Here is an 18,657-nt window from a genome sequence, read left to right on the forward strand (position 1 = left end):
CGGTCCTAGAGCCACCGGGGCAGCTCCGGCGCCGGTCGGCCGCCGAGGCCGGTGACGGCGTCCGTCCCCCGGCCGGAGAGGTACGCCGCGAGGCCGGCGAGGGTGCCGGTCACCGGGATGGAGCCGCCGGCGCCCGCGGTGGACCACTCGCCGTCGTGGTCGGTGGCCGTGACGGTGAGCGCGGGGCCGTCACCGGCGCCGGACCGTTTGGCGGTGATGTCGCCGATCAAGGCGGCGAGAAAGTCGGCCGGGAGAGCGTCGAAGCCCACGCCCGCGCCCAGGTCGACCGCGTGGACCATGACCTCACGGGCCCGCATCCAGGGGATCTCGCCGGCCGGGACGGTGCGGCCCTGGGCGGTGCGGACCTGACGGGCCCACTGCCGCTCGTCCAGCTCGGCGAGCCGCTCCTGAAGCGTGCCGGCGGACCGCGTGGCCCAGGCGCGCAGCTCGGCCGCCGGCCGGGCGGCACCGGCCTCGATGTCGGCGTCACGCTGCGCCGGGGAGGCGTACATCGGCGTCTCCTCCCCGGTGCGCGCCCACTGTGCCAGGTTGACCAGCGCGTCGGCGTTGGCGGCGACGTGGGCCAGCAGGTGGCCGCCGGTCCAGCCGTCGAGCGCCGTCCGCCGGAGCAGCCGGTCGTCCGGCAGGGTGTCCAGGGCGCCGAAGAAGATCTCGGTACCCTGGGCCGTCCAGCGCAGGCTGTCGGCGCGGCTCCTGCCCGCGGCCATCAGGCCACCGACTCGGCGACGGCCTTGGCCTCGGACCGGCCCAGTCCGGTGATCTCGGTGGTCAGGACGCTGCCGTCGGCGAGGTACCGGGCGGGCTTCCGGGCGTGCCCGACCCCGCCGGGGGTGCCGGTGGCGATGACGTCACCCGGGTTGAGCGTGACGATCGTGGAGACGTAGCGCACCAGGTCGACGGGGTCGAACACGAGGTCCGAGGTGTCGGCTCGCTGCACGGTCTCGCCGTCGACGGATCCGGTCAGGGTGAGCGACGGCCGGGTGCCGCCGGGCAGCTCGTCGGGGGTGACCAGGTACGGGCCGAACGGCGTGCTGCCTTCCCAGGTCTTGCCCTGCAGCCACATCGCCGAGCGGTACTGCCAGTCGCGCATGGTGACGTCGTTGAACAGGGCGAACCCGGCGATGGCCGCGACGGCGTCGGTCTCGCCGGCGCGCCGCACGGTCTTCCCGATGACGACCGCGAGCTCGGCCTCCCAGTCCACCTGCCCGGATTCCGGCGGGAGCCGGATCTCGTCGTCGGCCCCGATGAGCGCCTCGGCGTACTTGGCGAACAACGTGGGGTGGCGCGGCAGCTCCCGGCCCATTTCGAGGATGTGGTTGCGGTAGTTCAGGCCGACACAGACGATCTTGCCGGGGCGGGGGACGACCGGCGCGTAACCGACGCTCGCCACTGTGCTTCCCGTCGCCCGCGCGGCTCGCGCGGCCCAGTCCGGCTGGGCGAGCAGCTCGCCGACGTCGTTGAGGCCGAGGTCTACCAGGGTCTCCCCTTCGACGCGCACGGCCCGGGTGGCGCCGCCGGCGGTGCGGATGGTGGCGAGCTTCATGCGTTCCGTCCTTCCACGTGGGCGCGGTCGAGGTGCAGCGCCTCGAAGATCGGCCCGTCACTGAATCTGAAGAGATCGAGGGCGCCCGCGTCGGAGTCGGACGCCGAGGCCTCGGACCTGGCCGAGAACGACGTCCAGGACGGGACGACGAACAGATCGCCCCGGGTGACCGACCAGGACACGTCGCCGACCGTGACCCGCCCGCTGCCGTCGAAGACCTGGTACACCGAGGAGCCGACCTCCTGGCGAGGCGCGGTCTCCGCGCCGCTCCGGATCCGGTGCATCTCCACCCGGATGGTCGGCAGCACGTCGCCGCCCGTGGTGGGATTGGTGTAGCGCACCGCCGCGTGGCCGGGCTCCACGGTCCCGGCATGGCCTTCGGCCTCGAGGTCGAGCTGGTCCGTCAGCGCGCGGTCGGTGTCGGCCCACCGGTAGGCCAGCAACGGGGTGCCGGGCTGGGATCCGGTGACCGAGACCGGGCGCAGGCCGGGATGGCCCCACAGCCGCTCCGATCGGGACCGTTCGGGGGTGGTGCGTTCGGCCGCGCTGATCTCCTCCCGGCCGAACTCGAAGAACTGGGCGTCGGTGGCGTACTGGAAGGGGATGTCCAGGCCGTCGATCCACGCCATCGGCTCGCCGGTGGCGTTGTGGTGGGCGTGCCAGTTCCATCCCGCCTGGGGCAGGAAGTCCCCGCGGCGCATCGGCACCGGATCGCGGCCGACCACGGTCCAGACGCCCTCGCCCTCGACGACGAACCGGAACGCGTGCTGGGTGTGCCGGTGCTCCGGGGCGTCCTCGCCCGGCATCAGGTACTGGATCGCCGCCCACAGCGTCGGCGTCGCGAACGGCCGGCCGGCCAGCGCCGGGTTCGCCAGCGCGATCGCCCGCCGCTCCCCGCCCCGGCCGACGGGCACCAGGCGCCCCGCCCGGCCCGCCAGAGCGAGCAGGCTCTCCCACCGCCACAGGTGCGGGACCGCCCTGGAACGTGGGTGCGGCGGCATCAGGTCACCGATCTCGGTCCACAGCGGGACCAGCAGCTCCTGCTCGAAGCCGCGATACAGCTCCTCCAACGCCGCTGACGGCGTCGGCTGGTCCGGCGAGTCGACCACGGTGAGACGAACCGGCGAGTTCGCGGTCTCGGTCATGTCTGGCTCCTTCGGCTCACTCATCAGTCGGTGACCTCCACGACCACCGCGCCCGCGCTGTCCCCGGCGGCGCAGCCGGTGAACAGGCCGCGGCCGCCGCCTCGCTCGCGCAGCGCCTCGATCAGCTCGGCGATCGCGCGGGCTCCCGTGGGCCCCTGCGGGTGGCCGTAAATCAGGCTGGAGCCGTACGGGTTCATCCGCTCCAGCGGGAAGCCCGTCCGGCGGGCGAAGTACAGGTCGTTGACCGCGAACGGATTGTGCGTGGTCACCAGGTCGATGTCGGTGATGTCCAGCCCGGCGTCGTCGAGCGCGGCACGCGCGGCGGGCACCGGGGCCTTGGGCATGCGCGCCGGCTCCACCCGCGCGAAGGCGACGGCCAGCAGCCGGGCCACGCCCGCTCCCCCGCTCATCTCCCGGGCCAGAGCGGCGCTGGTCACGACCATGCCGGCCGTGCCGTCCGCCGGGTGGGTCTGGGACCCGTAGGTGATCACTCCGTCCGGGGAGGCGGGCGCCAGCTTGGCCAGGCCCTCCGCGCTGGTGTCGTACACGCCGTGGTCCTCGGCGACCACGGTCACCGCTCCCCGGCGTCCCGGCACGTGCGCCTCCACCAGGTAGCGGCGCTGGAAGGCGCGGTCGCCGGCGAGCGCGGCGCGGTACTGCTCGTAGCGGAGCAGCGTGACCTCGTCGATCTCCTGGCGCGTGTAGCCCTCGTCGGCGGCGACGTTCTCGCCGGTGTCGAGCATGGACTGGCCGGTGGCCGGGTCCTGGCGCATCGGATCGAGCACCCAGTGCTCGGTCACGGGCGCGCCGCCCGGCCGGGACGCCGACGGGTAGATCAGCAGAGGGCCGTTGCTCGTCCGGTCGGCGGCCACGGCCAGCGTCACCTCCTGGGCGCCGCTCTCGATCTGGACGGCGGCGGCCTGCACGATGGCGGCGGAGGTCGCGCACGCCTGGGCGATCATGGGGCCGGTCACGGCGTCCAGGCCGAGGCGGGCGGCCACGGTGGGCGCGCCGTAGAAGGACGTGGGCTGCGGCACCGTCATGCCCAGGACCAGCCCGTCGATCCGGCCGGTGTCGAGCCCGGCGGTCGCCAGCCGGCGCGCGGTGACGTCGACGGCGAGATCGAGGCTGCTCATCTCGGCCAGCGGGCCCTGCCAGCGAGCGAACGGTGATGACCAGGCAAGTCCCAGTGGGATGGCCGCCTTGTCCAGTTTCATGGTGCCTCCGAGGTCGTCAGTACTTGTAGATGGTGTTGCCGGGGGCCGCCTCGCGTGGACCGTAGGGGGCGATGTCGAGCCAGTGGCCCATGCTCGGATCACGTTCGGCGTTCTCGGCCGCGGACTCCAGGCGGGCACGTTCCTCGGGGCCGGGGCGCAGGTGGGTCAGGGCGGCGCCGGCGGCGTCGCAGTTGTACACGGCCGAGCGCCTGCGCGAGAGGGCGTACTCCGTCACCGCCGCCTCGGCGCGGGCCGGGCCGGAGGCGGACATGGCCAGGTGCACCGCGTTCGCGGCGGCCTCGGCGTCGGGGACGCCGGAGTTCATGCCGCGGGCGCCGAAGGGCGCGAACAGGTGCGCGGCCTCGCCGGCCAGCAGCACCCGGCGGTGCTCGTCGGCGAAGTCCTCGGCGATCACCTGCAGGAACCTGTAGGTGGACGACCAGGTCACCCGCTCGGCGTACGGCGCGGGCAGCACGGCGCGCAGCCATCCGCGCAGGCCCTCGCCCGTGCTGAGCTCCTCGGGGTCGTCATCGTCGTGCAGTTGCAGGTCCACCCGCCACCCGCCGGCGAACGGCACCAGCAGCACGTTGCGCCCGTCCACTGCGGGATGGGCGTAGTGGAAGATCCGCTCCACCGGGAGCGGATCGCCGGGGTCCTCCTCGGCGTCCACGACGACGTACCAGCCGTCCGAGCGGCTGCCCTGCAGCGGGATGCCGAGCGAGTCGCGCACGGCCGAGCGCGCGCCGTCGGCCGCGATCACGTAGTCGGCGTGCCAGCGGGTTCCGCCGGTGGTGGCGAGGAGGACGCCGTCCCCGGAGGTGGCCGCCGTGGCGACCTCCTGGTTCCAGGCGAACTCGACGCCCGCTTCCTTGCACGCCTGCAGCAGCAGCCGCTCCGTCTCCACCTGCGGCAGGCTGCTGAAGTGCGGCAGCTCACCGGGCGGCGGCGGGGTGTAGCTGCGGGAGAAGACCTCGCGGCCGGCGTAGAAGGTGCGCTTGGTGTGCCAGAGGAGCCCCTGGGCCGCCAGGTCGTGCGCCAGTCCCGGGTGGGAGCGGTCGAGGATCTCCAGCGTGGCCCGGTGCACGAAGATGGCGCGGCTGCCGGGCCGGAGCCTGTCCTGCTCTCCTGCCTCCATCACCGTGACGGGACGGCCGAGCGCGCGCAACGCCAGCGCCGCACTGAGCCCCACCGGGCCGGCGCCGACCACGATCACCGGTCGGCGGTTCGGGCAGGCTGCGCTTTCAGTCATCTGGGACCTTCCTTGGCGGATTCGGGCGCTGATTCGGGCGCGGATTCAGGCTGGGCCCGCCGGCTGCTGACGACGAGGGCGTCCAGGGCCACCGGGCCTTCGGGGGCGAGCCGCAGCGGGTTGATGTCGAGTTCGGCGATGTCGGTGTGGGTGAGGAGGATCGAGGCGGCGGCGAGCAGGACGCCCGCCACGGCGTCGGCGTCGACGGGGGGCGCGCCTCGGTAGCCGGTGAGCAAGGCCGGGGGCAGCGCGTGGACCATGTCCAGGGCGTCGGCGCGGGACAGCGGGGCCAGGCGGAGGATCGGCTCCGGCGCGAGCTCGACGCCGACACCGCCGAGGGCGAGCAGCATCACCGGCCCGAACGCCTGGTCGCGGATGGCGCCGACGATCAGCTCGGTCCCGGCGGGCGCCTGGCGTTCGACCAGGTAGCGGGCCGGTCTGCCCAGCTCCGCGGCGAGCGCGTCCACGGCGTCGAGCGCCCGCCTCAGACCGGTGACGTCGCGGATGCCGGGGTGTACGCCGCCCTGGTCGGATTTGTGCAGGACGGTGGCGTCCAGGATCTTCACCACGACCAGGGCGCCCAGCTCGGCAAAAGCGTGCTCGGCCTCCTGCCGACCGGCGCAGGCGCGCCCCTCGGGTATCCGGATCCCGGCCGTGGCCACCAGCGCCTTGGCCTCATGCTCGTCGAGCGCCTGCCCGCCGAGCGTCCCGTCCCGCCCGGCGGGTGCGTTTCCGCTTCCGGGCTGCGGCTCGTCGGCCGAGCTCGCGATGCGGTGGCGGGCGGCGGCGTCGGCCGCGAGCGCCCGTGCGGCCTTCGCCGCCCGGTCGGGAGAGCGGTACATGGGGACCGTGAGTTCGGCTTGGCGCGCGTCCAGCGCGGCGGCGGGGCCGCCGCAGGCGAACAGCACGGGCACAGTGTCAAGCACAGTGTCAGGCCCGGCGTCAGGCCCGGCGTCGGGCAGTGGTTCGGTGCCGGATCCGGCCGGGGTCACCGCCTTCAGTGCGGCGACCGGGTCGAGGGCGTCCGGCTCGTCGAGGGCGTAGACCAGGAGGGCGTCCACGCCCGGATCCGCGGCGACGGCCGACAGCACTGCCTCGAACGTACCGGACGGCCGGCCGGTGTCGACGGGATTGCGCTGGTACGTCAGCGGCGGCAGCAGCTCAGCCAGCCGCCGGGTGGTGTGCCCGGCGAGCTCGGGGAGCGCCACGCCGCTGCCGCGCAGGGTGTCGGCGATGATGAGCCCGGGCCCGGCCTGGCCGGTGACCACGCCGACACCGGGCCGCCGCCGTGGGCGCATCCGCCGTACGGCGAGTGCGCGCATGGCGTCGACCAGCTCCGTCGGGTCGTCGACCACGACGGCGCCCGACTGGACCAGGGCGGCGCGGGTGAGCGCGTAGCCGCCGGTCAGCGCTCCGGTGTGGGACCGCGCGAAGTCGCCGACGTCGGCGCGTCCGACCTTGAGCGCCACCACGGGCTTGCGGGCGCTGAGCCGGCCGACGGCCTCGCACAGTTCGCGGCCCGCGGTCGCCCCCTCGATGTGCAGGCCGACCACGCGGGTCTCGTCGTCGTCCGCGAGGTGATCGAGGACGTGGTGAAAGTCCACGTCGACGGCGTTGCCGAGGCCGACGCCGAGCCGGAGGCCGAGCCCGTCGGCCGCGGCGAGGAAGGACAGGGCGAGGTTGACGCCGCCGCTCTGGGCGACGATGGCGGCCGGGCCGGGCCGCAACTCGTGCACGCCGGGCAGGAAGTTCGCCAGCACGCCCGCCGGGGGGTTCATGAAACCCGAGGTGTTGGGGCCGAGCACGCGGATGGCGTGGGCTCGGGCGATGGCGCGGACACGATCCTGCAGCGCCTGCCCGTCGGGCCCGGTCTCGGCGAAGCCGCCGGAGCAGATGACGGCGGCGCGCACCCCGGCCCGCCCGCACTCCTCCAGGGCGCCGGGCACGGCGGCCGGGGGCACGGCGATCACGGCCAGCTCGACCGCTTCCGGGATTCGCGCGATCGACGGGTAGGAGTCGTGCCCGGCGATCTGTCCGCCGCGCGGGTTGACCGGGTAGAGCCTGCCGGGCAGGCCCGCCAGCGAGCGCATCATCGCGTTGCCCGCTTTGCCGGGCGCGGCCGAGGCTCCGACGACCGCCACACTCAAGGGGCTGAACAGCGGCCGCAGGCTCATCGCCGCTCCCTCGTCCTGGTATCCGAGCAGGGCACCACACACCTCCATCTCGCCGACAGGCACTACATTAGACAGTTACATCGTCGATCGTCAAATGTCTGTCGTCTTTGTAGGCGAGCCTCGCCAGGGAGGGCCATGGCTTCGGGGACTCTATCCAGCTGGTTCGCATCCAGCTGCCGATGATGACCTGCAGATACCTCCCCTATTGACCATCAACTGTAACATTTCGCCCTACTAGACAGCGGGAATGCGCTTCAGGTCGCACCGAAGCATGCGCCCTCTCCCCGGATGAGCGGCATTTGTCCTGGCGATCAACATCCATCAGGGAACCCTTCGCAGCCGAAGCCGACGCTGCGGGCACTGGACCACCCTCAAAGCCTCGACCGCACGCGCGAGAGCACCACGGGCCAGCAGGCGGCAGGCGCAGCTATATGAGGCAATCTATTTACGGTCGATTAAAGATATGTTACACATATGACCACCTTCGAACGCGGCCCCTGATACCGGGGCCGCCTTCTTCCCGAGCACTCCCGTGGGGTGACCCGTGCCGAACAAAGCCGCGGCCCTAGCCGCCAGCGCATTGATCTTTCTCTCCGCCGCCTGCTCCTCTGGCCCCCGGACACAAGAGCCCGCCCAGGAGCCCGGCAAGGCCGCCGCCACCATCGTCCTGGGCGTCGAGGCCGTCCGCGGGCTCGATCCCGCCCAGCTGTTCAACCTGACGCCGTCCGGCGACGCCAACCGGCTCTCGGCCGTCTTCGGCCTGCTCTTCTGGTCCGACACGAGCACCGGCAAGGTGAGCCCGGGGATCGGGGAGAGCCTGACGGCCTCCGCCGACGGCAAGGAGTGGACCATGAAGCTCCGCGCCGGGGTGAAGTTCAGTGACGGCACCCCGCTGGACGCCGAGGCGGTGAAGTTCAACTACGAGCGCATCGCCGATCCGAAGACCAGGTCACCGCTGGCCACGCTCCTCGAGGACGTGACGTTCGCCGTCTCCGGCGAGCGGACGCTGGTCATCAAGCTGCCCGATGCCAACATGGCCTTCGACCAGGTGATCGCCACCAACCTGGCCTTCATCGGCTCGCCCACGGCCATCGAGAAGGACGCCGCCGCGTTCGCCCAGAACCCCGTGGGCGCCGGGCCGTACATGCTGAAGGAGTGGGTGCGCGACGACCACATGACGCTGACCCGCAACCCCGGCTACCACGAGCAGGGCAAGCCGCTGCTGGAGACCCTCACCTTCAAGGTGATCGCCGATCCCGCGCAGCGGATCAACGCGGTCGCCAGCGGGCAGGCGCAGGCCGCGGTGCCCGGCTCCGACCTGTCGTTCATGGCGCGCGCCAAGGGCTCCGGCCTCCAGGTCACGCAGGCCGCCACAGGCGGCGGGCCGATGCTGATGTTCAACACCGCCAAGCCGCCGTTCGACGACGTCAAGGCCCGCAGGGCGGTGGTCCTGGCGCTCGACACCCAGCAGATGGCGCAGGTCGTCGACCCCGGCGCCACCGCGCCCGACAGCCTGTTCGGCGCGTCCTCGCCGTTCCACCCGGCCGCCGGCACGGTGCCCGCGCACGACGGCGCCGGAGCGCAGAAACTGCTCGACGAGCTGGCCGCCGCCGGCGAACCCCTGAAGTTCACCATCTCCATGCCCGCCAGCGGGTTCTTCCGGCGCACCGCCGAATACCTGCAGAGCCGGCTCAGCCAGCTCAAGAACATCCAGGTGGAGATCGAGGTGCTGGACAACGCCTCGCTGGACCGCAAGGTGTTCACCAACCGCGACTTCGCGGTGTCGGCCCAGATCGTCCCGATCGCCGACCCCGAGCCGAACCTGTACAAGCTGCTGCACAGCGACGGCCAGACCAACCACATGGGCTACGACAACCCCGAGGTGGACGCCGCGCTCGACAAGGGACGCCACAGCGCCGACGAGGCCGTGCGGCGGGAGGCGTACGCGACGGTCGAGAAGCTCGTCATGGCCGACCTGCCGGTCCTGCCCTTCCGGTCCCAGGTCGCCTACACCGTGCACAGCGACAAGCTGACCGGTCTGACCCTGCAGGGCGACGGCTCCCTCCTCTACGAGCGTCTCGGGCTGGGCGGGAGCTGAGCCATGGCCGCAGGCACCCTCCTGACCACGCCGCGCGTCCCGCTCGGGCGGGTCGCGCGGCGGGCCGCCCACCTGTTCGCGGTGCTCCTGCTGGTCACCCTGGCGGCGGCGGCACTCGTCGACCTCATCCCCGGCTCACCGTCAGCGGCGATCCTCGGCCCGACCGCGACGCCGCAACAGCTCGCGGAGCTCGATGCGGAGTACGGCTTCGACCAGCCGTTCCTGACCCGCTACACCGGCTGGGTCGGCGGCCTGCTCACCGGTGACCTCGGCCGGTCCATCCAGTCCGGCCGGCCGGTGCTGGACACGATCGTGGAGCGCCTGCCGGTGACGCTGGAGATCGCCGTCCTCGCGGTGGCGATCTCCCTGCTGATCGCCGTCCCCCTGGGCGTGTACACCGGGGCCCGGGTCGGCGGCCCGCTCGACCGTCTCGTCACGGGCGCGGCGTCGGCGCTGATGTCGATCCCGGTGTTCGTCGCCGGCGTGGTGCTCATCTACCTGCTGGCCATGACGACCGGCTGGTTCCCCGTCTCGGGCTGGTCGCCCCTGCAGGACGGCGTCGGCGCCAACCTGCACCACGCGTTCCTGCCCGCCGTGGCACTGGCGGTGGGCGAGACGCCCGCGCTCCTGCGCCTGCTGCGCGGCGACGTGATCGCCACGCTCAGGGAGGACTTCGTCCGCACCGCCGCCACGCGAGGGCTGCCGCGGCGCTACATCCTGTTCCGGCACGTGCTCCGGCCGTCCGCCCTGCCGCTGGTGACGATGGCCGCGGTGGTGTTCGGGAGGCTGCTGGCCGGCTCGGTGGTGGTGGAGAGCCTGTTCGCACTGCCCGGCCTGGGCGGCCTCGCCCTTCAGTCCATCCCGGCCAAGGACATCCCGGTCATCCAGGGGCTGGTCGTCCTGGTCGCCGTCACGTACGTGATGGTGAACATGGTCGTCGACCTGGGCTACTCGACACTCGACCCGAGGACCCGGTCCCGATGACAGCCACGATCACCACCGCCGGCACGTCCCCGGATCCGGCCGTCACGCCCCGGCAGAAGCGGCGCGGGGCCGCCTTCTGGCTCGCCACCGGCTGGCTCGGCCTGCTGGCCCTGCTCGCCCTCTTCGTGGAGCTGCTGCCGCTGGCCGCCCCCGACGCGCCGGCGGGTGCGCCGAACCTGCCGCCGTTCGCCGCCTTCCCCGAGTTCCTCGGCACCGACGGCATCGGCCGTTCGGTGCTGTCCAGGCTCGTGCACGGGGCGCGCATCTCGCTGACCGTCAGCATCGGGGCGACACTCCTGGCCGCCGTGGCCGGCGGGCTGCTCGGCGTGCTGGCCGCCTACCTGCGCGGGCCGGCGGAGTCGGCCATCGGCGTGCTCCTCGACACCGTCCTCGCCTTCCCGCCGCTGCTCCTGCTGCTCGCCCTGGCCGCGGTCGTCCGGCCCGGCGTCGGGACGCTGGTGGCGAGCCTCGGCCTGCTGTTCGTGCCCCCGTTCGCCCGGCTGGCCAAGGCGGCCGCGCTGTCACGGCTCAGCCGGGAGTACTTCACCGCGGCCCGGGCGCTGGGGGCCGGGCACGGCCGGCTGCTGTTCCGGGAGCTGCTTCCCGGCTGCGTGGCGCCGGTGGCGTCCTACGCCGTCGTGATGGCCGCCCTCATGATCATGGTGGAAGGGGCGTTGAGCTTCCTGGGCGTCGGCATCCCGCCGCCCGCACCGAGCTGGGGCGCGATGATCGCCGCCGGCAAGGACTTCCTGGCCGTCGCGCCGCAGCTCGTCCTGGTGCCGTGCGCGGCCATGTTCCTCACCGTCCTGTCCTTCAACACGGCCGGGGAGCGGCTGCGGGCGCGCGGGGAGGACGCATGAACGGCGCCACCCGGCCCGTCACCGCACGGCACGACGGCACCGGCCACACCGGCCACACAGGTGACCCGGGAGGCCCGCTGCTCGTGGTCGACGACCTGAGCTGCCACATCCCCACCGCGCGCGGCACCGTACGCGCCGTCGACGGCGTCTCGCTCACCCTGGCGCGCGGGCAGGTCCTCGGCCTGGTCGGCGAGTCGGGCTGCGGCAAGTCGACCCTGGCCAGGGCGCTGGTCGGCGCGTCCGCCGCCCGCGCTGCGGTCTCCGGGACCGTGACCGTCGCGGGCGCCGAGCTGACGGCCATGCCCGGCGAGGCGCGGCGCCGGTTCGTGGGACGGCACGTCGGCATGGTCTTCCAGGACCCGATGGCCGCGCTCAACCCGGTCGTGCCCGTCGGCCGGCAGATCGGCGAGGCCGTCCGCCACCACCTCGGGCTGTCGCGGGCGGCGGCCCGTGACCGCGCGGCCGAACTGCTCGAACAGGTCGGCGTGCCCGACCCGGGCCGCAGGCTGCGGCACTACCCGCACCAGTTCTCCGGCGGCCTGCGCCAGCGGATCACCATCGCCATGGCGCTGTCCTGCGACCCGGACCTGCTGATCGCCGACGAGGCCACCACCGCGCTGGACGTGACCGTGCAGCGGCAGATCCTCGACCTGCTGACCGGCCTCGCCCGGGACCGCGGCATGGGGCTGATCCTGGTCAGCCACGACCTCGGCGTGATCGCCGGGCGAGCCGACGAGACGGCCGTGATGTACGCGGGCCGCATCGTCGAGCACGGCACCACCCGCGACGTGTTCGCCCGGCCTCGTCACCGCTACACCGACGCCCTGCTCGGCGCGATCCCACGGCTCGGCGTACCCCCGCACACCCGCCTGCGGACGATCCCCGGCGCGCCCCCGGACCTGACCGCGGCGATGCCCGGCTGCCCCTTCGCCGCGCGCTGCCCGGCGGCGCGCGAGCGCTGCGCGGGCGAGCCGCCCCGGCTCCGCGAGGAGACCGGAGGCGAGGAGACCGAAGGCCACGCGCACGCTTGCTTCTACCCCGCGGAAGGTGAGACGAGATGACGAGCGAGCCCCCTCTGCTGCGGGTGGAGAACATGGTCAAGCGGTTCCGGGTGCCCGGCGGTGTCGTCGAGGCGGTGTCCGGGGTCGGCTTCACCCTGCGGCGCGGCCAGACGCTCGGCCTGGTCGGCGAGTCGGGCTGCGGCAAGTCCACCACCGGACGGGCCGTGCTGCAGCTGCCACCGCCGGACGAGGGCACCGTCCGGTTCGACGGCGCGGAGTTGACCTCCCTGTCGCGGCACGACCTGCGCGAGGTCCGGCGCCGCCTGCAGATCGTCTGGCAGGATCCCCGCTCGGCCCTGAACCCCGGCCGGCGCGTCCGCGACGTGGTCGCCGAGGGGCTGGTGATCGCGGGCCGGCCCCGCGCCGAGATCGGCGAGCGCGTGGACGCCGCGCTGACCGAGGTCGGGCTGGACCCGGCCGTCGTGGCCGACCGGCGCCCGCACGAGTTCTCCGGCGGCCAGTGCCAGCGCGTCGCCATCGCCCGCGCCCTGGTCCTGGGGCCGGAGCTGCTGATCTGCGACGAGCCCGTCGCGTCGCTGGACGTCTCCGTCCAGGCACAGGTCCTCAACCTGCTGGAGGACGTCAAGGCGCGTCACGGGCTCTCGCTGCTGTTCATCTCGCACGATCTCGGGGTAGTGCACAACGTCAGCGACCGGGTCGCGGTCATGTACCTGGGCCGGATCGTCGAGATCGGCGACGTGTCCAGCGTCTACGGCGCTCCGGCCCACCCGTACACGCGGGCGCTGCTGGACTCGGTGCCGGTGCCCGACCCACTGGCCCCCGCCCCCGGACCGCCCCTGACCGGCGAGGTGCCGTCGCCGCTGAACCCGCCGTCGGGCTGCCGTTTCCGCACCCGCTGCCCGATGGCGCGGCCGCTCTGCGCCGAGCGAATGCCCGAGCTGCGCGAGATCGGCGACGACCACCAGGTGGCGTGCCACTTCTCCCCCGAATCCCCCGAATCCCCTGCATTCCCCCAAGGCGGGCGGCCGTGACGCCGGCCACCACCGCGCTCGCGGGCTTCGCCTCCCGGCTCACCTTCGCCGAGCTGCCGCCCGGAGTGGTGGACCGCGTCCTGTGGCACGTCCTGGACAACATCGGCGCCGGGCTCGCCGGGTCCGCCAAGCCGTGGAACGCCGTGGTCCGCCGCTACGCCGAGCGGGAGACCGCGCCCGGCCGCTGCGTGCTGTACGGCACCGGCACGACGGGCCGCCCCGAATGGGCGGCGCTGGCCAACGCCACAGCGGGGCACGGCTTCGAGATCGACGACTACGCCCTGCCCGCGCTGGCCCATCCGGGCTGCGTGGTGGTGCCCACCGCGCTGGCGATCGGGGAGGCAACCGGGGCGCGCGGGCACGCCGTGCTCGCCGCCGCCGCGGCCGGGTTCGAGACCGTCGTGCGGTTCGGACTGGCCACGACGCCTTCCCTCACCTCCGACCGGGGGTTCCACGTCACCGGCGTGCACGGGGTCTTCGGGGCCGCGGCGGTCGCGTGCGGCCTGTACGGGCTCGATCCGGACACCGCCGCGTCGGCGTACGGTCTGGCCGCCAGCCAGGCGGGCGGCGTGACCGAGTACACCCGGTCCGGAGGCGAGGTGAAGCGGCTGCACGCCGGGCTGGCCGCCATGGCGGGCATCCGTGCCGTCACGCTGGCCGGCGACGGGTTCACCGGCCCGCGCACCGCGGTCGAGGGGCCGCGCGGGCTGCTGCGCGCCTTCGTCGCCCACGCCCGCCCCGTCCTGCTGACCGACGGCCTCGGCGAGCGGTGGGACCTGCACGGGCTGGCGCTCAAGCGGTACTGCGTCTGCGCCGGCATCCAGGCGCCGCTGGAGGCCATGGCCGGGCTTCGCCGCGACGGGCTGCGCGCCGCCGACGTCGAGGAGATCGCCGTGGGCGTCGACCCCGTCACCCTCGCCCACGTGGGCGCCGTCGGAGCGCGACCGCGCGACATGACCGAGGCGCAGTTCAGCGCCAGGCACGCGGTGGCCATGCACCTCGTGCTGGGCGGCAGCGGCGCCGCGGAGTACGCGCGGCTCGAAGCCGCCGGGTTCGACCTGCCCGAGGTGTCCGCCCTCGCCGGACGGGTCCGGCTGGAGACCGACGCCGAGGCGGAGGCCGCCTTCCCCCGCCGGCTGCTGGCGCGGGTGCGGGTCCGCCTGCGCGACGGCGGCCGGCTGGAGCGCCGTGCGGAGGCCCCGGGCAGCCCGAACGCCCCGATGACCGGCGAGCAGATCGAGGCCAAGTTCCTCGGCCTCGCCGCCGAAGTGACAGGTGACCGCGCCGCCGGCGCCGTCCGCGACGCCGTCCTGGCGCTGGCGGACGACGCGCCGGTCTCGGCAGTGCTGGCACCCCTACGTGAGGAGTACGCATGAGCGACGCCGTGACCCTGTACGCCGTGGGGGACGTGGGCCCGGAACGCGCCGATCCCGACACCCTGTTCACCGGTGTGCGCGGCACGCTGAGCGGCGGCGACCTCGCCTTCTGCCAGCTGGAGATGAACCTGACCGACCGCGGCACCCGGCTGCCGCAGGTCCGGCACACCGCGCGCGCCACCCCGGCCACGGCCGGATCGCTGCGGCGGGCCGGCTTCGACGTCGTCTCCTGGGCGGGCAACCACTGCATGGATTGGGGCCCCGACGGGTTCTTCGACACCATCGACGCCCTGCGACGTGAGGACATCACCGTGCTCGGGGTCGGCGCCGACCTCGCCGCCGCCCGCGAGGTGCGCGTCGTGGAACGCGCCGGCACGCGGATCGCCTTCCTGGCCTACTGCAGCATCCTGCCCGCTGACTACTGGGCGACCGAACGGCGGCCCGGGTGCGCGCCCATGCGCGCCCACACCGTGTACGAGCCCACCGAACCGGACCAGCCGGGCACCCCCTGCCGGATCATCACCTATCCGCACCGGGGCGACCTGGCGGCGCTGACCGGCGACATCGCCCGCGCCCGGCAGCTGGCCGACGTCGTCATCGTCTCCCTGCACTGGGGCATCCACTTCGTGCCGGCGACGCTGGCCGACTACCAGCGAGACGTCGCGCACGCGGCCATCGACGCCGGAGCCGACCTCATCCTCGGCCACCACGCCCACATCCTCAAGGGCATCGAGGTCTACCGGGGCAAGGCGATCTTCTACAGCCTCGGCAACTTCGCGATGGACCTGCCGATGACCGCCGAGCACGCGGCCAGTCCGGGCTTCCGTGAGCTGCTGAAGCTGCATCCGGGCTGGGAACCGGACCTCGGCAGCACCTACAACTTCCCGCACGACTCCCGCAAGACGATCGCGGTGCGCTGCCGGATCTCCCCCGGCGGCATCGAGGAGGTGGCCTTCCTGCCCGCGTACATCGACCGCTCGTCCCGCCCGGAGTTCCTGACCGGCGACGATCCCCGCTTCGGGGAGGTCGTCGGCTACCTGCGCGACGTCGGCGCCGGCCAAGGACTCACCACTCACTTCGATCCGGCCGGGGGCGCCGTGATCGTCCGTACGGACCCCCTGGAGGAATCATGATCTCTCGTCTTCGTACCGTGGCGGCGGTCGCCGGCGCCGCGCTGCTCCTGACGGCCGGGTGCGGCGCGGACGGCGGCGGGGCCGGCGCGCCGGCCGTGCCCGCCGACGCCCCGCCCGCCCTGCGCACGCTCATCGAGGCGGCGCAGAAGGAGGGCGAGCTCACCTGGTACAGCGTGCCCGCCGAGAACATCGCCAAGTCCGTCTCGGACGACTTCGCCAAGAAGTACGGCATCCAGGTCAAGTTCATCCGGCTGACCTCCAGCGACCTGGCGCAGCGCTTCGCCGCCGAAGCCGAGAGCGGCAAGCCCGCCGCCGACCTGTTCGTGGGCTCCTACACGCCGTTCGTCGCCCAGGCACTGAGCAAGGGCTGGACCGTGAAGCTCGCCGACGCCCGGATCCCCGGCTACCCGAACGGATTCCCCGGCACGTACCTGCTGCCCGACGACGGGACCGCGGTGATCCAGATCCAGCCCACCGGGATCGCGGTGAACAGCCAGCAGGCGGGCGACGCGATCAAGGACTGGCCGGACCTGCTCGACCCGAAGTGGAAGGGCAAGATCATCCTGGTGGACCCGCGCACGTCGGCGGCGTACACGCCGTTCTGGAACCTGATCGTCAAGGAGCACGGCGAGGAGTTCCTCACCAAGCTCAAGGCGCAGCAGCCGATCGTGGCGTCCGGCGCGGCCCCGGCCACGCAGCAGCTCGCGGCGGGCGAGGCGGCCATCGTCATGCCGGCCGTGCAGTCCATCGCCGAGGACCTCAAGAGCAAGGGCGCACCCGTCGCCTACGTGCAGCCGCCCGCGTCGACCGGGCCGGAGATCGTGCCCGGCCTGGCGGCCAAGGCGGCCCACCCGAACGCCGCCCGCCTGTTCGTCCACTACCTGATGAGCCAGGAGGGCAACAAGAGACTCAACGCGCTGCCCGGCTCGGGATCGCCGCTGGACCCGTCGTCGCTGCCGGCGCGCTACGCCTTCAACCGTGAGCTGACCGGCACGCCCGCCGAGCGCGTCCACGCCTTGCTGGGCCTGGCGGAGGAAACGTCGTGACGTCCGCCGGCGGCCGGATGCGGACGTGGACCGCCGCGCTCACCCCCTTCCAGATCACCGGCACCCTGCTGGCGCTGCTGCTCGGCGCGCTGGCCGTCTATCCGCTCGCGCTCGTGGTGATCCGCCCGTTCTTCACCGGCGGGCGGCTCGACCTGGCGCCCGTCCGGGACATGCTGGCCCAGCCCGACCTGGTCACGCTGCTGTGGCACACGGCGGTGGTGGTGGGCGCGAGCGGCGTGGCGGCGATGGTCATCGGCTCGGGGCTCGCCTGGCTCAACGAGCGGACCGACGCCCGCATGGGGCTGCTCACCGATGTGGTGCCGCTGGTGCCGTTCCTGCTGCCGCCGATCGCGGGCGCGATCGGCTGGTCGCTGCTGGCCTCGGAGCGCTCGGGCTACCTCAACCTCGCCTTGCGCCCGCTGCTGGGGATCGAGGGCGCGCGCGGCCCGATCGACATCCATTCCTGGTACGGCATCATCTTCGTCTACACGATCTACCAGGTGCCGTACGTGTTCATGATCGTGTCGGCCGGGTTGCGCAACACCGATCCCGCGATGGAGGAGCAGTCGCGCACGAGCGGCGCGGGACCGTTCAGGACGCTGCGGCGTGTCTCGCTGCCCGCCGTGCGGCCGAGCCTGGGCGCGGCCGCGCTGCTCATGGTGTGGACCGGGTTCGGCCTGTTCTCCATCCCGGCCATTCTCGCGCCGCAGGCCGGCCTGGACATCCTGTCGGTGCGGGTGGTGCAGCTCCTGTCGTTCACGTACCCGCCGGAGACGGGCGTGGCGGTGAGCCTCAACCTCGTCGTCATGCTGGTCGTCACGCTCGTCTGGTACGCCCAGACGCGGATGCTGCGCAGCAGCCGCAACGCGGGCATCGGCGGCAAGGGCGCCCGGCCCCGGCCGATCCGGCTGGGCCGCTCGCGGACCCCGATCCGGGCGCTGATCGTGGCGTACCTGGCCCTGACCTCGATCCTGCCGCTCGGCGGGCTGGCCCTGGTGTCGCTGACCGGCTACTGGAGCAACTCCGTCGACTGGACCAGGCTCAACCTCGACGCGGTGGTCCGCACGCTGACCGACACCGTCACGCAGGAGGCGCTCGTCAACAGCCTCATGCTCGGCGTGGCCGGCGCGACCGTCGGCGTGCTCGCCGCCGCCGTGGTGTCGGTCCTCGTCCGCAGGTCGGGGCGCGGCACCGGGATGCTGGTGGACGCCACGATCAAGTTCCCGCCGACGCTGTCGCACCTGGTCATCGCGGTCGGGTTCGTGCTGGCGTTCAGCGGCGCCCCCTTCCATCTGGGGGGCACCCTGTGGATCCTGCTGCTGGCGTACGTCTCGCTGCACATGCCGCAGGCCACGACCGCGTCGGACGCGGCGATCAGCCAGGTCGCGCCCGAGCTGACCGACGCGTCGCGCGTCAGCGGCGCCGGGCAGGCGCGCACGTTCCGGCGCGTCACGCTGCCGTTGATGGCGCCCGGCCTGCTGGCCGGCTGGGCGCTGCTGTTCGTCACCATCGCGGGGGACATCAGCGCGTCGGCGATCCTGGCGGGCACCGGCAACGAGGTGGTGGGCTTCCGCATCCTGGAGGTGTTCGCCAACGGCGACTACGCCATGCTCGGCGCCATCTCGATCATGCTGACGCTGGCCACCTCGCTGGTGGTGCTGCCGGTCACCTGGTACGCGCGCAGGCGCGGGCGCGGCGGCTCCTCCCCCTTCCCCGGCGCACACCCCTGATCCTCTTCTTCCCCACGCACACCTTTGA

At 73.3% G+C, this 18,657-nt stretch carries 15 protein-coding genes; 9 read left to right on the top strand and 6 right to left on the bottom strand.

The window, feature by feature from the left end; translation table 11 throughout:
* Positions 1 to 5 precede the first annotated feature (5 nt).
* The 6 genes from ACIBQX_RS01140 to ACIBQX_RS01165 are packed head-to-tail and all read right to left on the bottom strand — an operon-like array spanning position 6 to position 7,349.
* Positions 6 to 728, bottom strand: a complete 723-nt coding sequence (locus tag ACIBQX_RS01140) for a maleylpyruvate isomerase family mycothiol-dependent enzyme (RefSeq protein ID WP_396999326.1) — start codon at positions 726 to 728, stop codon at positions 6 to 8.
* A complete protein-coding gene (locus ACIBQX_RS01145; RefSeq protein ID WP_396999327.1) occupies positions 728 to 1,564 on the bottom strand; it encodes a fumarylacetoacetate hydrolase family protein in 837 nt (278 codons plus the stop codon). Before ACIBQX_RS01145 ends, ACIBQX_RS01140 begins: the two co-directional genes overlap by 1 nt.
* On the bottom strand, positions 1,561 to 2,709 hold the full coding sequence (locus ACIBQX_RS01150; protein ID WP_396999328.1) for a cupin domain-containing protein: 1,149 nt from the start codon (positions 2,707 to 2,709) through the stop codon (positions 1,561 to 1,563). The genes ACIBQX_RS01145 and ACIBQX_RS01150 overlap by 4 nt, the downstream gene beginning before the upstream one ends.
* Before the next feature lie 23 nt (positions 2,710 to 2,732).
* Positions 2,733 to 3,926, bottom strand: a complete 1,194-nt coding sequence (locus tag ACIBQX_RS01155; protein ID WP_396999329.1) for a thiolase family protein — start codon at positions 3,924 to 3,926, stop codon at positions 2,733 to 2,735.
* A 16-nt stretch (positions 3,927 to 3,942) separates the two neighbouring features.
* Positions 3,943 to 5,175, bottom strand: coding sequence for an FAD-dependent oxidoreductase (locus tag ACIBQX_RS01160; protein ID WP_396999330.1), 1,233 nt, complete (start codon positions 5,173 to 5,175; stop codon positions 3,943 to 3,945).
* Positions 5,172 to 7,349 (bottom strand): acetate--CoA ligase family protein, encoded by a 2,178-nt coding sequence (locus ACIBQX_RS01165; protein ID WP_396999331.1) that lies wholly within the window; start codon positions 7,347 to 7,349, stop codon positions 5,172 to 5,174. Before ACIBQX_RS01165 ends, ACIBQX_RS01160 begins: the two co-directional genes overlap by 4 nt.
* A 544-nt stretch (positions 7,350 to 7,893) precedes the next feature.
* Between ACIBQX_RS01165 and ACIBQX_RS01170 the strand changes: the two genes are divergently transcribed.
* From ACIBQX_RS01170 to ACIBQX_RS01210, 9 genes are read left to right on the top strand one after another with little or no spacing between them, the layout of a single operon-like run.
* Positions 7,894 to 9,447 (top strand): ABC transporter substrate-binding protein, encoded by a 1,554-nt coding sequence (locus ACIBQX_RS01170; protein ID WP_396999332.1) that lies wholly within the window; start codon positions 7,894 to 7,896, stop codon positions 9,445 to 9,447.
* Positions 9,448 to 9,450: 3 nt separating this feature from the next.
* Positions 9,451 to 10,431, top strand: coding sequence for an ABC transporter permease (locus ACIBQX_RS01175; protein ID WP_396999333.1), 981 nt, complete (start codon positions 9,451 to 9,453; stop codon positions 10,429 to 10,431).
* Complete coding sequence (locus tag ACIBQX_RS01180; RefSeq protein ID WP_396999334.1) at positions 10,428 to 11,291, top strand: ABC transporter permease; 864 nt, start codon at positions 10,428 to 10,430, stop codon at positions 11,289 to 11,291. The genes ACIBQX_RS01175 and ACIBQX_RS01180 overlap by 4 nt, the downstream gene beginning before the upstream one ends.
* Complete coding sequence (locus tag ACIBQX_RS01185; protein ID WP_396999335.1) at positions 11,288 to 12,352, top strand: ABC transporter ATP-binding protein; 1,065 nt, start codon at positions 11,288 to 11,290, stop codon at positions 12,350 to 12,352. The genes ACIBQX_RS01180 and ACIBQX_RS01185 overlap by 4 nt, the downstream gene beginning before the upstream one ends.
* A complete protein-coding gene (locus ACIBQX_RS01190) occupies positions 12,349 to 13,344 on the top strand; it encodes an ABC transporter ATP-binding protein (protein WP_396999336.1) in 996 nt (331 codons plus the stop codon). The genes ACIBQX_RS01185 and ACIBQX_RS01190 overlap by 4 nt, the downstream gene beginning before the upstream one ends.
* Complete coding sequence (locus ACIBQX_RS01195) at positions 13,341 to 14,720, top strand: MmgE/PrpD family protein (RefSeq protein ID WP_396999337.1); 1,380 nt, start codon at positions 13,341 to 13,343, stop codon at positions 14,718 to 14,720. The genes ACIBQX_RS01190 and ACIBQX_RS01195 overlap by 4 nt, the downstream gene beginning before the upstream one ends.
* A complete protein-coding gene (locus ACIBQX_RS01200; RefSeq protein WP_396999338.1) occupies positions 14,717 to 15,853 on the top strand; it encodes a CapA family protein in 1,137 nt (378 codons plus the stop codon). The genes ACIBQX_RS01195 and ACIBQX_RS01200 overlap by 4 nt, the downstream gene beginning before the upstream one ends.
* Positions 15,850 to 16,899, top strand: a complete 1,050-nt coding sequence (locus tag ACIBQX_RS01205) for an ABC transporter substrate-binding protein (RefSeq protein ID WP_396999339.1) — start codon at positions 15,850 to 15,852, stop codon at positions 16,897 to 16,899. The genes ACIBQX_RS01200 and ACIBQX_RS01205 overlap by 4 nt, the downstream gene beginning before the upstream one ends.
* Entirely contained in the window at positions 16,896 to 18,629 is a 1,734-nt protein-coding gene (locus tag ACIBQX_RS01210; protein ID WP_396999340.1) for an ABC transporter permease, read from the top strand. The genes ACIBQX_RS01205 and ACIBQX_RS01210 overlap by 4 nt, the downstream gene beginning before the upstream one ends.
* The last annotated feature ends 28 nt before the right edge of the window (positions 18,630 to 18,657 follow it).

Origin of the sequence: Nonomuraea sp. NPDC049714, assembly GCF_044465295.1 — a bacterium.
Classification (GTDB): domain Bacteria; phylum Actinomycetota; class Actinomycetes; order Streptosporangiales; family Streptosporangiaceae; genus Nonomuraea.